This is a genomic window from Paenibacillus sp. LHD-117 (assembly GCF_030929555.1).
Classification (GTDB): Bacteria; Bacillota; Bacilli; order Paenibacillales; family Paenibacillaceae; genus Pristimantibacillus.
Genome location: NZ_JAVFVT010000011.1, coordinates 1 through 13,573 on the forward strand (window position 1 = coordinate 1; position 13,573 = coordinate 13,573).

Genomic DNA, 13,573 nt, shown 5'->3' on the forward strand with positions numbered 1-13,573 from the left:
ACAATGAGATCGTGGCTTGGCAGTTATCTGAACGCAACGACGTTAAACTTGTGCTCGACACTTTTGAACAGTGGACAAGAAAAAGAGACGTCTCGGAAGCAGTGCTCCATTCGGATCAGAGCTTCCAATATACGTCTCAAGCGTACAACACACGATTAGAAGCCTTCAACGTTAAGGGCAGCCACTCTCGCAAAGCAACCTGCCTAGATAACGCATGCATTGAATCCTTCTTTTCGCATCTCAAAACAGAGAAGTTGTACCTCCATCAGTGTAAGTCAGGAACCGAAATTCATCAAGCGATAGAAGAATACATTTATTTTTATAACTATCAACGGTTTCAAGCTAAACTTAAACAACGCGCACCGATTGAATATCGGCACGCGCTGGCAGCATAGCTTTTTTCATCTGTCTACTTGACGGGGGTATATCCAGAGCCTGCGGTTTTTTTTCGGAAAAATAAAAGTGAGGCTTGAAAAACTAATGATATTAGTTTATTATTTAACTAATGATATTAGTTTCTGGATAAGGAGCTGAACGGAATGAGAATTGTAAAAGGAAACAAGATCGTTCAACTGACGTACTTGCCGAATGTTTTTCCGGTCAATTGTTATTTGGTGGAAGAGGATGATGGGTTTACGCTGGTGGATGCGGCATTGCCGAATAACGCCGAGGCGATATGGAATGCCGCGGAGCGATTAGGCAAGCCGATCGCGCGCATCTTGCTCACCCATGCGCATGACGATCATGTCGGGGCGCTGGACCGTTTGAAGGAAAAGCTGCCGGGCATTCCCGTCCATATTTCCGCACGCGATGCGCTGCTCTTGGCGGGAGATGTTACGCTAGCGGCTGGGGAGCCGCAATTGCCGATCCGCGGAGGCGTGCCGAAGTCGGTGAAGACGAGACCCGACGTGCTGCTGAAGGATGGGGATCGAATCGGCTCGCTGCTGGCGATCGACGCCGCTGGCCATACGCCGGGGTCAATGGCATTCCTTGACGAGCGAACGGGTCTCTTGATTGCGGGAGACGCTTTTTATACGAGGGGCGGCGTGACTGTAACCAGTCGATTAAAGTGGTCATTCCCTTTCCCAGCCTTGGCGACTTGGAATGCCGAAGCCAGCCTGGCAACCGCGAAACGTCTTACGGAGCTGGAGCCGACCATGCTTGCAGCCGGGCATGGCAATCTGGTTTCCCGTCCGGTGGAAGCCATGAAAGCAGCGGTGGCGGACGCGGAGCGCGCTTGGAGCAAGAAAAGGAAAAGGGGAGCGTAACATGACGCCTAGACGCGGTCTGGATATGGAAATGATCGTACGGACGGCAGCAAGGATCGCCGATGAAAACGGAGTGGAGGCGGTCACGCTTGCAACGCTTGCAAGCGAGCTTGGCGTACGTTCTCCTTCGCTTTACAATCATGTGAACGGACTGCCAGAGCTTAAGGAAATGTTGACGACCCTTGGGTTAACGCAATTAAACGAGAGATTGAAGAACGCGGGAACAGGACTTGCTTGCGAAGAAGAATTGATCGCGATCGCGGATGCTTACTTGGCATTTGCGAGGGAGCATCCCGGGCTGTATGAATTGACGTTGAAGTCGCCGACGGGAGGAGCGGCCATCCAACGGGAGCTGGGAGCTCAGCTAGTAGGCAGGCTACTGACGGCAATGGAGCCGCTGCGATTAACCGAAGAGGATGGCATTCATGCCGTTAGAGGGTTCCGCAGCATTCTGCACGGCTTCGCCAGCATTGGGCAAAGAGGCGGCTTCGGGATGCCGATCGAAGTGAACGCCAGCATCCGATTCGTGCTGCGGAACTATATTCGCGGCTTAGTAGGTACAGTGAACGAGAGCGGCAGCGCCGATTAACCCGGCATCCTGCTGCAGCTTGGCGGGCACGATCAACGTTTCTCTTCCGCTAGGGTTCAAGGCATGGGCAGCAACGTATTCCCGCACGGCGGAGAAGAGAGGCTCGCCGACCTGGGACACGCCGCCGCCAATGACGATTTTCGAAGGATCAAGCAGATTAATCAAGGAAACGCAGCCCATGCCGATATACGTATATACGCGATCGATCAGCGAAGAGACGAGTGGATCGCCTTGAGCGGCGAGGTCGAACGCTTCTTTGGATGAAACATCCCTGCCGAGCAGCTCGCTTGCTTGACTCGCGATGGCCGTTCCCGAAGCCAGGCGCTCCCAGTAGCCGGAAGCCTCTTCCTTCGAAATGTTGCCTTGCGGATGTAGGAACATAAAGCCGGCATCGCCCGCATTGCCCGTCGATCCGGTGATGAGTTTCCCATGCAGATAAATGCCCGCCCCGATGCCGGTACTTATGGTAATAAATACGAAATTTTCAGCCTCCTGCGCGGCGCCTACCCATTTCTCCGCAAGCGTCGCCGCCGTCGCATCGTTCTCCATGCGGACCTGGAGCGGCAGAAGATCGCCAAGCCGCTCGACGACCGGATAGTCCCACCAGCTTTTCAGGTTAGGCGGGCAGGTCAACCGGCCGGTCCTTGTATTGAGCGGACCCGGCGCGCCGACGCCTATCCCTTTGAGCTCTTGCAAGGTTAAGCCTGCCGATTCCGCAAGCCGCCGCACTTCGTCTGCGACTTGACCGAGCATGTCCGAAGGCTGCAAAGCCAGATCGGTTTTCAGCGAGCTCTTCGCGGTTACCTCTCCGCGTTCGTTCACGAGTCCGATCGCGATCTTCGTTCCTCCGATATCGATTCCAACAGCAATGTTGCTCAAGTTCCATTCCCCCAGTTATGATAGCGAATTATGCAATATTTCTTTTTAGTCTATCATATCGGCTTGACCGGCGGAATAATGGGCGCAATATTGTACTTTTCGAAACGAATAACTAATGCTGTACAAAAAGAACGTTGTGTAGTAATATCCAATCGAATGAGACGTTCGAGGAGAGGATCCTCTGCCCTGCGCAGAGGGTCCTCCGTCCGTTCCGACATCTAAGCGAAGAAGGTATCGATCACGTATGGCACGGATCCCAAGGAAAAACTATTCTACAATAAGGCTCGGCATGCCGATGACGGCAAGGGTGTGGCGGAACGTGCGCATCGATGTAGGCGCCACGCTGCTCTTCAGCCTGTTCAACGTCGTGATGAACCAATTTTATATCGCCTTTGCGCTTCAGCAAGGCGCGGATAAACTCCAAGTGGGTCTGCTGGCGGCTGCGCCCGCGGTCGGACTTATTTTTTCGCCGTTCTGGGCGAGTTGGATAGAGAAAGCGAACAATCCCAAACCGTTCGTCATTCTGCCGAACGCAATCGGACGTTTGCTGCTGTTGCTGCCGGCCTTCTTCCCCGACCCGAGCGTATACGTAGCCGCCGCCATTGCCTTCCAGCTGTTAATGGGCATCCAGGCGCCCGCCTACGCATCGCTGGTATCTCGCATGTATCCGAGCGAAACCAGAGGAAGGTTGATGGGGTATGTGCGCGTCGCGATGGGTGTGGTGATGATACCGCTCGCGTACGTGGTCGGCAGCTGGGCGGAAGCAAACGGCCCGACAGGTCCGCTTATCGCCGCTTCCATTATGGGCGTCTTGTCGATCGGACTGTTCAACACGTTGAAGTTATCCAAGAAAAAGGATTCCGTATCAAAAGGCGACATTGCGATGCCGGCACCCGAACCTAACAAAAAGCGCGCCAGCTTCGACCTCAGGGAACAATGGAAACTCGTCAGGCATAATCGGACGTTAGGCGTATTTTTGCTCGCGACAACTTTCGCGGGGTTCGGTAATATGTTCGCGAGCCCGCTGTATCAGATCATCCAGGTAAACGTGCTTGATCTGTCAAACATCCAGATCGGCTATGCGAGGGTCGCTTATTTTACCGCTTTGCTGTTAACGTTCTGGATTGCGGGTATGATGATCGACAGGTATCCGATCAAATATACGCTTATGGTCGGAATCGGGGCTTACGCGGTCGTTCCGATGCTGTACGGGGTGTGGGGAACCTATCCGGCCGTCTTGCTCGGCAACGCCGTCCAAGGCATCGGCGAAGCGATTTGGGATATCGGCATTCTCGCCTTCGTTTTCCGGTTAGTGCCCGGACGAGAAGCGATGGTATTCGGCATTCATCTGATGCTGTTCGGTATTCGGGGCTCGCTCGGCCCGATTCTAGGCACTTCGTTATCGTCGAGCGTATCGATGAGCGCATTACTGATCGCGGCCTCGATCTGCGGATGGATCGGAACGATTATGTTCATGTGGTGGAACCGAGGCAAGGAACATAACTTATAGAGTCAAATTTGCCGAAAAATAAAGAAAGACGAAGCGAGAGAATTCTCTTGCTTCGTCTTTCTTTGATTCCAAGCATAATTACGCATGCACGCAGCATGTTTAGTACAACGAAATGGTTAACGTATCCCGTTCATAAAGGGAGTGAAGCGTAGCTTCGCTGCCGATAATTTCGACGCTGATCAGCGAGCTTATGCATTTTTTCAGGGCGTTTTTGCCGGTGGTCAGCTTTCGGTTAAGTACGGTGGACAGCTTTTCCAGTGCTTGTTTGTTCGTATCGGTTAAGTATACGGGTATTGTTTTATTTTGGAACAGCAGCATTGTTTTCATAAGGGGGTGCCTCCATCCTATGAAGGATTTATTAGCCAATAGCGCAGTTGAATTGGCGGTGTTATTTCTCATAGTGTAAGTGATAATTCTTAAATGTTTATTAAAAAAAAGTGAGCAAAAGGTTACAATCTTCTCATAATTCGGACGATCTGTTTATGTACGAACGGTCTGACATGAATAAAAACGGCCTCGGCTTATATAATAAGGGGGTTATCGGCATGTGTCAAAGCCTGTTTGGATCGGTAACTCCCTTGTCCCGGGAGGTGGGAATACCAAAATCGCATAAAAATAAACTAATAAGCCAACTGTTTTTCGATCTATATGATCGATATAATGATATACGTCAACCAAGCATTACAAGCAGATATGAGAAACTTTTTACCTTATCAATTCTTATGTGGTCACCAAAACTATATAAAAAAGGAGTGCAATACAATGAAACGTATGGGTATCGGTTTGCAAATGTATACGCTGCGCGACGCAACGGCCGAGAATTTCGAAGGAACCCTCCGCCAAGTTGCCGCAATGGGCTATGAAGGCGTCGAATTCGCCGGTTACGGGGATATCGAAGCGGACAAAATGCGCGACTTGCTGCAGGAGCTGAACTTGACGGCGATCGGAAGCCATATCGGCTTGCATTTGCTGGAGAATAATTTGGAGAATGAAATCGCTTACCTGAAAACGATCGGCGCGAAATACGCGATTTGCCCTTGGCTTCCGGTAGAAGCGCGCGATACGGAAGCTTGGCGCGGGCATCTCGTGAAATTCGAGCAATTCGGCAAGCGATTCCGTGAAGAAGGCATCGCGTTCGCTTACCATAACCACGAGTTCGAATTCGAAGTGGAAATCGACGGCGAAATCGTATTCGACGCGTTGTACGAGCGCATTTCCCCGGAATACCTCCAAGTGGAGATGGATATCGGCTGGGTTCAATATGCCGGCAAAGATCCGCTTGCCTACATTAAGAAATACACGAACCGCCTGCCGCTTCTCCACCTGAAGGACTTCCGCGGCGGTGAGAAGGGCAAAGGCATCGATACGGTCGAGCTTGGCCGCGGCGATCTGCCGCTAGTGCCGATTATCGGCGCGGCTTCCGAAGCGAACGTGGAATGGCTGATCGTCGAGCAGGATACTTGCGCGAATCCGCCGCTCGAGTCGGTTGCCGAAAGCATGCAGTGGATGAAAAACAACTATTTGAACCAATTTTAATGGAATCGATCAACAAATCATTTTATGGAAAGCAGGGGAACTGAATGTCTAAAGTACGTGTAGCCGTTATCGGCTGCGGATCCATCTCGAAATACCGCCATATTCCCGAATACGCGGCTCACCCGAACGTTGAGCTAGTCGCTTTCGTTGATCCCGTTATCGAACGCGCGGAAGAATACGCGGCCAAACACGGCGGCAAAGCTTATGCCGATTACGAAACGATGCTCGCCGAAGTGAAGCCGGACGCGGTAAGCGTATGTACGCCTAACGCGCTTCATGCGCCAATGACGATCGCAGCGGTGAACGCCGGCGCTCACGTCCTGGTCGAGAAGCCTATGGCCGTGACGGACAAAGAAGCGGAAGCGATGATCGAAGCCGCGAAACAAAACGGCGTAAATCTGATGGTTGGCCACAACCAACGTTTCATGCCGCCTCACGTTAAAGCGAAACAAATCCTTGAATCCGGCTCGCTGGGCAAAGTGTTGACGTTCCGTACTTCGTTCGGCCATCCCGGACCGGACGGCTGGAGCGTTGACGGCGCAAACAGCTGGTTCTTCCGCAAGGAAGAAGCGATTATGGGCGCAATGGGCGACCTTGGCGTGCATAAGTCCGACCTGATCCGTTGGATGCTGAACGATGAAGTAGCGGAAATCGCGGCGCTTGTTGGCACGCTTGACAAAAAAGGCACGCAAGTGGACGACAACGCATCCTGCGTGCTTCGCATGGAGAGCGGCGTGATCGGCACGCTGGTCGCAAGCTGGACGTATTATAGAGGCGAAGACAACAGTACGATCCTCTGGTGCGAGAACGGCGTAATGAAAATCGGCACTCATCCTGACGATCAAGTCATCGTCGAGCTCCGCAACGGTACGATCGAGAGACATAAGGTCGGTGCGATCTCCACGAACGACAAACAAGAGACGAGCGGCGTAGTCGATGCTTTCTTGACCAGCATTCTGACGAAGACGACTCCTGCCGTATCCGGCGAAGACGGACGCAAGTCGCTGAAAGTCATTCTGTGCGCCTTCGAATCGCAAGAAACAGGACGTTTCATTCAAGTAAACAACTAATCCTCACGGTATAGAAAACAGACCTCCGGCAAGCCGCTAAGGCTTGATCGGAGGTTTTTTTGCGCTGCGATCGCCGCATTTCTACCGGATTCGAGCCCGACAACGCGCATGAGTAGATTCTCATAATGCAGTCGCGGCGCAGGATTGAGTCGGATTTTCAAAGGATTGGCATTTTTTGTGTCATGAAAGGGCTTTAACCCCGTGCTAAGATAGGTGACGTCGGAAGGTTGTCCGAAAAAATCCAACATGCTTAGGGGGAAATTGATTCATGAAAATGCAACCCATTCGTATTGGCGTAGCGAGCCTGGTGGCAGCGACGATGATCGGAACAGGTTTGGCCGCTCCAAAAGCGGAGGCAGCATCCACGAACGATTCCAGCTTCAAGCTGCAAGCGAACTACATCAATTACGAACTCATTAACGATATTGCTTCCAAATACGGCATCGACCTTAGCAATTTCAACATTTCGTTTAATGGTATTGTCATCAAATGGCCAGGCAGCGGCACAACGAAACCGGTGCCGACGGCAACTACGGCGCCTACGGCTACGCCAGCGCCAACGGCTACTCCAGCACCTACAGTGAAGCCGACGCCAACGGCGACGCCGAAACCAACGGCAACGGTAAAACCGACGCCGACAGCGACACCTAAACCGACAGCAACTCCGAAACCGACCACGGGCACGGAAATGGGAACATTCCAGTCCCAAGTCGTCACGCTTGTAAACCAAGAGCGTGCGAAGGTCGGATTGCCGGCTCTGCAAGTCGACTCCCTGCTCAACAAGGTAGCGACGGAGAAAGCAAGAGACATGGACGTAAACAATTACTTTAGCCACACTTCTCCAACGTACGGTTCTCCGTTCGACATGATGCGTTCCTTCGGCGTGAAATACAGCTACGCCGGCGAGAATATCGCATCGGGACAACCGACGCCTGCCCGCGTTATGCAGGATTGGATGAACAGCCCGGGCCATAAAGCAAACATTTTGAACCGGAACTTTACGAAAATCGGCGTTGGATATGTGAACGGCGAATGGGTTCAAATGTTTATCGGGTAACAAATAAACGGTAATAAGCTAGCGGGGCAGCACCGAGGGACGCCAAGACGGAAGTTTTGGCGCTCCCACGCTGCTTACGCAATCTTTTCCTTTGGAGGTACAACGGTTTGAAGAAATGGATGATTACGACTGCAGCGATCGCAGTAACAGCCACGATATTCGCCGGTAACGCACAAGCCGCCGAACAAACACATAAGATTGAAAACAATGATACATTCTGGGAAATTTCGCTTCAATATAAAGTGCCGCTCAAACAATTAATGGACGCGAACGATTCCATGGATCCGCTTAACCTGAAGGTTGGCGCGGATGTCGTCATCCCTGGCAACGAAGCAGGCGAGAAGGAATCGGCCAAGAAAGTAACGGCACAATCGACGCCTGCTCCCGCGCAGCCTATCGCTATGACGGTAACGGCGCCCGGAGGAACTACGTATACCTATAAGAAACAAATGAAGGTGAAGGCAACGGCATATACGGCAGCCGCGTCGGAGAACGGCAAGTGGGGTGCGGTTGACTACTTCGGGAACAAGCTGAAGGTTGGTACGATTGCCGTTGATCCGAAGATGATTCCGCTCGGAACGAAGCTGTACGTGACCGGTTACGACTATGACGGTTTGCCGCAAGGCGGCATGGTGGCAACCGCAACCGATATGGGCGGCTCGATCAAGGGCAACCGAATCGATATCTTCGTGCCCGGCACCACCCAGCAAGCGAGCAAGTTCGGTTTTCAAGATGTGAAGGTATTTATTCTTAATTAGTTGATTCGAAAAAGGAAGGCGCCCTTGCCGAGGGCGCCTTTTTTAGCGGTATGGCCGTTTGCCTAGCAGCTCGGGCAGCGTTACCATTTCGTAGCCTTTGCCCTGCAACTGCTCGATGAGCACGGGCAAAGCATCGATCGTTCCCGCCAAGCTCTGTCCTTCCCCGCCTCCCGCATGCTGCAGAATGATAGAGCCTGGCTGAAGCGTCTTGCGAATATTGGCAAGCACCTTCGCGCTCGTCGGATTTTTCCGCCAATCCTCGGAATCTACATCCCAATTGACAATCGTAAATCCGGAGCCTTGTCCCCATTTCACCTGCTGCGGGAGAAGCTCCCCATAAGGCGGTCGAATGAACAGCGGCGATACGCCCACGATACGGCGTATAATGCCGTCCGTCTGCCAGATTTGATTTTGAAACTTGTTCAGGGTCAGCTTCGAGAAGACCGCGTGGTTATAAGAGTGATTACCGATAATATGGCCTTCGTTTATGATTCTTCGGACGAGGTCTGGATGTTTGGCTGCCCTGTCGCCTACGACAAAAAACGTCGCGCAAATCCGGTATCTGGCGAGAACGTCAAGAATCTCGGGCGTAAATCGGGGATCCGGAGCGTCGTCGAAGGTCAGTGCAACGCGCTTCTGATTGCGGGGGCCGTTCACCAGAAAGGAGGAAGGATATTGACGATGGAGCTTTACCCAGGACATATCGACCTTTTGAATTGCTTGCTTTTTTTTCTGTTTTTTCTTTTGTTTGGACTTGGCATGCTCGCGCGAGGATTGGGACTGATTCGGCGATTGATGTTCGGCTGATACGGACGGAGCAGCGGCGAACATAAACGCAACGATCGTTGCGGCAAAGATAAAACATTTCGATAAATGAGCGAGTCGCATACGTAAATTCATCCGTTCTTGTGTAAGTTGGCAGTAAAACTTCAAAGCGTGTAAAAAGTAGGTTCCCCGCTTGCGGTTGCCTTCATTCGCGAAAGATTGCGCTAATGCAAAAAACAACCCGATGCCATAGCCGCGCGGCTTGGGATCGGGTTGGAGGACATTGATCGTGGTTTTCTCACTTCATCTTGAATACTTGGATCGTACGCTGCAGCTGCGTGGCCATCGTCAGCATGCGTTCCGTCTCTTGAACGACCGCTTGAACGGATGCGATCTGCTCGTTCATCGATGCCGATACTTGTTCCGTGCCGGCAGCCGATTGCTGCGTAATGGCGGAGATGTTCTGAATCGCTCCCGAGATATGGCGGGCGCTCTCCAGCATGGCGTCGCTCTCTTGCGAGAATGCATAAATTTGCTTCGTAATGAATTGAATGCTTTGCACGATCTCTTGGAAGATCTCTTCGGACTCCCGGATATGCTCGGTTTGGAGCTTCACGACCTCTTCGTTCACTTTCATGTTGCTGATCGCGAGGCGAATGCCTTCATCGATGCTCTTCACCAGCGTGAATACTTGTTTCGTAGAAGCCGTCGATTCCTCGGCGAGTTTGCGCACCTCCTGGGCGACGACCGCAAACCCTCGTCCATGCTCTCCCGCACGCGCCGCCTCGATGGAAGCGTTCAAGGACAGCAGGTTCGTCTGTTCGGCAATATCGGAAATCGTGGACGTAATCGCCGAAATGCCTTGCGCTTTGCGAGCGAGCTCTTCGATCGTAGCGGATACCTTCGCCGTGGCTTCCACGTTGCGCTTCATGCCCTCCGCTTGAATCTCGAGCGCTTCTCTGCCTCTATCGACGATCGCGATCGTTTGTTCCGAGCGTTCGTTCATCTCTTTGGTCGATTGCGCGTACGCGCCGACCTTCTCTTCGATCTCGTTGATCGATGCGCTCATGTCGGATACGTCTTCGGAGATTTCGTTGGCTCCCGTAGCCAGCTCGCCAGCCGAAGCCGCGACCTGTTCCATGGCGGTCTGGATGCTGTTGTTCTTATCGAATATTCCACGGCTTGTATCGGCGACGTGGCGAATGATATTGGACGTCTCCGTCAGGATGTCGCGAAGCTTGTCCACCATGCTGTTGAAAGAATGGCCGAGCTCGCCGGAGCCGGAGCTGGAAGACATGTCGACTTTCTGGGTGAAGTCGCCCTTCGCGATCCGGTAAGCGGCGCCGGAAATTTCGTCGAAGGATTGCGTAATGGCTTTCTCGATGAAGGAGACCGTCGGATAAGCCGCGATCGCGAGAACAAGGGATACAAGCGTCACCGCGAGTACCGGCCCGTGGGCTAGCGCTGTCGTAAGAATCGTAACAATGGCAAATAGCGCTAAATTGAAATACGTCGTAATCAATAATTTATTGCGCACGGAGAGAGAGTAGTACCATTGGATCATTATGTAAGCGCTCCTTTAATTAGAATACCCATATTATAACACCGCGCTCGAAAATGGTCTATAATTGTCGACCTAATAAAAGTGATGTCGAGCTGAGACTTTTAGCTTATTTTGTTTAGGTATTTTAGCGCAATAACCGCTTCGGAAATTACTAATAACCTTTTCGGTGATTAATGCAATTGGCAATGTTACCATTAATTACAATTCGATGTTTGAAATCGTCATATGGTGTCGAAGCAACTGGGGAAAATGTCGAAAAACTAAAGGAGGCTTCGGTATGGAACTAAGTTCTGTTTCATTGGCAAGGCAGGTGGATTTTGTGTTCAGGCAATTGGAGGGCGAGCTCACGAACGCGGCGGCGGGTACGGTGCAGATTTGCATCCGGAATAACGCGGTGGGGAAATTCGGAATGAAACACCATCCGATCGAAAGCAAGGATGGCAAGATCGAAGGCGGAGACAAAGGTTTGACGCAGGCGCAAGTGCAAGCATTCCGCCAACTCGCGATCGATGCTCTGAAATACAGGAAGGATTGGACGCATGGCGAAATCTTGTATGATTTCTCAGTAAAACCAAGCTCGAATACGTGGTCGGCGAGCGTCCTCTATGAATCCAATTACAACATGGCAACCTGGAATAGCCGATACATGCCGCCGAAGTCGAAAAGCGCGAACTGGCTAAGCGAATATCAGTAAATCATAAAACGGCTGTTTCTAATTGGGCGGTTTTTGGCCCTGAAGAAACAGCCGTTCTGTTTCACAAACCAAATTCGAGATCGGGATACACGTAGGGAGATTCAGGCGCTTCGATACGCTCGATCCGCGTCGCGGTCAAAGTCAAGATTTCGTTGCCCATATAATTCGAAGTCGCGAGCGTTCCCGTTGCTTTCACCCATTCATCCTCGGCATACCCGCTTGCCTTCGGCCATTGAATCATAAGTCCGTACGGAAGAGCGTCCGCAGAGCAGCAATTCATGGCGAATCGGCTGACCGCCAGCCGCTCGGCTCCCATCTCTTCTTCCCGATACACGAATCCGCTGATCTCGATCTCCTTGCCGATAAACGCCTCCCGATACAGATCGAGCGCCGTCAATGTTTCGATGAATTGATGTTCCGGAATGCGTATGATTGGCTGGGCAAACAACCTCTTCCCGAGCGCCGCATGGTCGACTGTAAATTCGTCGAAAGGAAAGAGCGCGTCGAGATCGTCAGAAGCTGGTAAGGTCGAACCCGAATTTTCATTAGCTTCTTCCCCGGACAACCTAGCCTCTGTCCTCACGCCGACCTCGCTTCCTGTGAAGCTAATGCCCTTCTTCGCGGCAAGCGCGCTGCCTAACGTTCCTGTCGGTACAAGGAATCCAAGTATCAACGGGAATAAAAACAATCCATAGATCATGGCACTCTTCAGCTTCGAGGGCGAATGGTCATGCCCGCACTCGCATGCTTCGGCGGATCGTTTGATTATTCGGGCGCGAAGCGCGGCATAGAACTGATAGACGGCCGCCGCGTAGAGGCCGAGCGCCGACAGCTTCACAAGCAGCTCCATTCTCGGCGCGATGTAAAGCGTAATGTCGCCGGTATGGAACAAATAAACGATAAACATGGCAAATCCGGTCAGAATGAACGCTCGGATCAAATGCTGGGTCATCGTCATAATAACACCTCCGCGATGACGGCGCCCGCCAATGTAAACAACGCGGTTAGGACGATAAGCAAGGCGACGATACGTATTTTGAACGTAGAGAGCAGCATGAGCGTGTTTTTGAAATCGATCATCGGTCCGAATACGAGGAAAGCGAGCAGCGGTCCTTGCTGGAAGATGCCGCTGATAACGGGAACACGATGCCGAGCAAGGCCCCGAACAATACGCCGGCAATGGGGTTGCGCGGCATGATTCGCCGGATAAGCTCGTCCGTCACAAAAACCTGCAGCAAGGCGGAAAACAAGACGCCGAGCAGAATAAAGGGGAAAGCTTCCAATATAATGCTGATGAACAATATTTTGAACGACTGGAAGTTGCCCGGATCTAGTATCGCATCCCATGCGGCATGGGGGAGCTCGCGATTCATGAAAATCAATGCCAGCATAATGAGGCAGCCAACACCGAGCGCGGGCGTACCAATTCGGAATAACGCAGTTCGCATGAAAGTATTCCTTTCTTATTAGTAATCATTACGATAAACAACTAGCCCTACTATAACTTATGCGACTAAATCTGTCGATAGGACAAGTTCTGGTGTAAGAAAAAAGACCGGCGCCTTTGGGGCGTCAGTCTTGTTTGTGGTCCGCTTTGCGGCGAAGCCTTGCTTTGACGATGAACCCTGCCCCTATGCTGAATAGGGACAGCAAACCGAACAGAAGCACGAACCAACCGCTATAGCTGATCGAAACGGCGGTCGCGCTCATAAGCAGCACGGACAACACGGCAAAAAACATAGATAATGATTTGGACACTCGAAACTCTCCTTGGGCGCTTTGAAACGCGTACAAATATTTTTTAGAATACAGCATAGTTTCCGAAGCGATGCACATAATAAATTTGCAAGCTTGCAATACACATCAAAGTGCAGAGGACGAAA

17 protein-coding genes are annotated in these 13,573 nt (G+C 51.8%); 9 read left to right on the top strand and 8 right to left on the bottom strand.

Annotated elements, in window-relative coordinates:
• The 3 genes from RB620_RS10195 to RB620_RS10205 form a co-directional block, all read left to right on the top strand.
• Window positions 1-395 (top strand): IS3 family transposase (locus tag RB620_RS10195; protein ID WP_308093995.1); only part of this gene is annotated, 395 nt, incomplete at its 5' end.
• Between the two features lie 144 nt (window positions 396-539).
• On the top strand, window positions 540-1,268 hold the full coding sequence (locus tag RB620_RS10200; RefSeq protein ID WP_308093996.1) for an MBL fold metallo-hydrolase: 729 nt from the start codon (window positions 540-542) through the stop codon (window positions 1,266-1,268).
• 1 nt (window position 1,269) lies between these two features.
• Window positions 1,270-1,857 (top strand): TetR/AcrR family transcriptional regulator, encoded by a 588-nt coding sequence (locus RB620_RS10205; RefSeq protein ID WP_308093997.1) that lies wholly within the window; start codon window positions 1,270-1,272, stop codon window positions 1,855-1,857.
• Here RB620_RS10205 and RB620_RS10210 read toward each other — a convergent pair.
• Window positions 1,819-2,736: an ROK family protein gene (locus tag RB620_RS10210; protein WP_308093998.1), complete on the bottom strand. Its 918-nt coding sequence runs from the start codon at window positions 2,734-2,736 to the stop codon at window positions 1,819-1,821. The genes RB620_RS10205 and RB620_RS10210 overlap by 39 nt on opposite strands.
• Window positions 2,737-2,980: 244 nt before the next feature.
• On the opposite strand from RB620_RS10210, the gene RB620_RS10215 reads away from it, so the two are divergent.
• Window positions 2,981-4,246, top strand: coding sequence for an MFS transporter (locus tag RB620_RS10215; protein WP_308093999.1), 1,266 nt, complete (start codon window positions 2,981-2,983; stop codon window positions 4,244-4,246).
• Between the two features lie 99 nt (window positions 4,247-4,345).
• Here the strand turns inward: RB620_RS10215 and RB620_RS10220 are convergent, their stop codons facing one another.
• A complete protein-coding gene (locus RB620_RS10220) occupies window positions 4,346-4,573 on the bottom strand; it encodes a 3-dehydroquinate dehydratase (RefSeq protein WP_308094000.1) in 228 nt (75 codons plus the stop codon).
• 435 nt (window positions 4,574-5,008) lie between these two features.
• Between RB620_RS10220 and RB620_RS10225 the strand changes: the two genes are divergently transcribed.
• From RB620_RS10225 to RB620_RS10240, 4 genes are all read left to right on the top strand, one after another.
• Window positions 5,009-5,782 carry a sugar phosphate isomerase/epimerase family protein gene (locus tag RB620_RS10225; protein ID WP_308094001.1) on the top strand — a complete coding sequence of 258 codons (774 nt, stop codon included), beginning with the start codon at window positions 5,009-5,011 and terminating at the stop codon, window positions 5,780-5,782.
• 44 nt (window positions 5,783-5,826) lie between these two features.
• On the top strand, window positions 5,827-6,852 hold the full coding sequence (locus RB620_RS10230) for a Gfo/Idh/MocA family protein (RefSeq protein WP_308094002.1): 1,026 nt from the start codon (window positions 5,827-5,829) through the stop codon (window positions 6,850-6,852).
• 268 nt (window positions 6,853-7,120) lie between these two features.
• Entirely contained in the window at window positions 7,121-7,909 is a 789-nt protein-coding gene (locus RB620_RS10235; RefSeq protein WP_308094003.1) for a CAP domain-containing protein, read from the top strand.
• A gap of 107 nt (window positions 7,910-8,016) precedes the next feature.
• Window positions 8,017-8,667, top strand: coding sequence for a 3D domain-containing protein (locus tag RB620_RS10240; RefSeq protein WP_308094004.1), 651 nt, complete (start codon window positions 8,017-8,019; stop codon window positions 8,665-8,667).
• Window positions 8,668-8,709: 42 nt separating this feature from the next.
• Here the strand turns inward: RB620_RS10240 and RB620_RS10245 are convergent, their stop codons facing one another.
• Window positions 8,710-9,555 carry a polysaccharide deacetylase family protein gene (locus RB620_RS10245; protein ID WP_308094005.1) on the bottom strand — a complete coding sequence of 282 codons (846 nt, stop codon included), beginning with the start codon at window positions 9,553-9,555 and terminating at the stop codon, window positions 8,710-8,712.
• A 175-nt stretch (window positions 9,556-9,730) separates the two neighbouring features.
• Window positions 9,731-10,993, bottom strand: coding sequence for a methyl-accepting chemotaxis protein (locus tag RB620_RS10250; RefSeq protein ID WP_308094256.1), 1,263 nt, complete (start codon window positions 10,991-10,993; stop codon window positions 9,731-9,733).
• Window positions 10,994-11,273: 280 nt separating this feature from the next.
• Between RB620_RS10250 and RB620_RS10255 the strand changes: the two genes are divergently transcribed.
• Window positions 11,274-11,690 carry an O-methyltransferase gene (locus RB620_RS10255; RefSeq protein ID WP_308094006.1) on the top strand — a complete coding sequence of 139 codons (417 nt, stop codon included), beginning with the start codon at window positions 11,274-11,276 and terminating at the stop codon, window positions 11,688-11,690.
• Window positions 11,691-11,751: 61 nt separating this feature from the next.
• On the opposite strand, the gene RB620_RS10260 is transcribed toward RB620_RS10255, so the two are convergent.
• The 4 genes from RB620_RS10260 to RB620_RS10275 form a co-directional block, all read right to left on the bottom strand.
• Window positions 11,752-12,648 carry a TIGR03943 family putative permease subunit gene (locus RB620_RS10260; protein WP_308094007.1) on the bottom strand — a complete coding sequence of 299 codons (897 nt, stop codon included), beginning with the start codon at window positions 12,646-12,648 and terminating at the stop codon, window positions 11,752-11,754.
• Window positions 12,645-12,770, bottom strand: coding sequence for a hypothetical protein (locus RB620_RS10265; RefSeq protein ID WP_308094008.1), 126 nt, complete (start codon window positions 12,768-12,770; stop codon window positions 12,645-12,647). The genes RB620_RS10260 and RB620_RS10265 overlap by 4 nt, the downstream gene beginning before the upstream one ends.
• Window positions 12,767-13,138 (bottom strand): permease, encoded by a 372-nt coding sequence (locus RB620_RS10270; protein ID WP_308094009.1) that lies wholly within the window; start codon window positions 13,136-13,138, stop codon window positions 12,767-12,769. Before RB620_RS10270 ends, RB620_RS10265 begins: the two co-directional genes overlap by 4 nt.
• Window positions 13,139-13,262: 124 nt before the next feature.
• The gene (locus RB620_RS10275; RefSeq protein WP_308094010.1) at window positions 13,263-13,448 is read right to left on the bottom strand and encodes a hypothetical protein; all 186 of its coding nucleotides are present in this window, start codon (window positions 13,446-13,448) and stop codon (window positions 13,263-13,265) included.
• Window positions 13,449-13,573 lie beyond the last annotated feature (125 nt).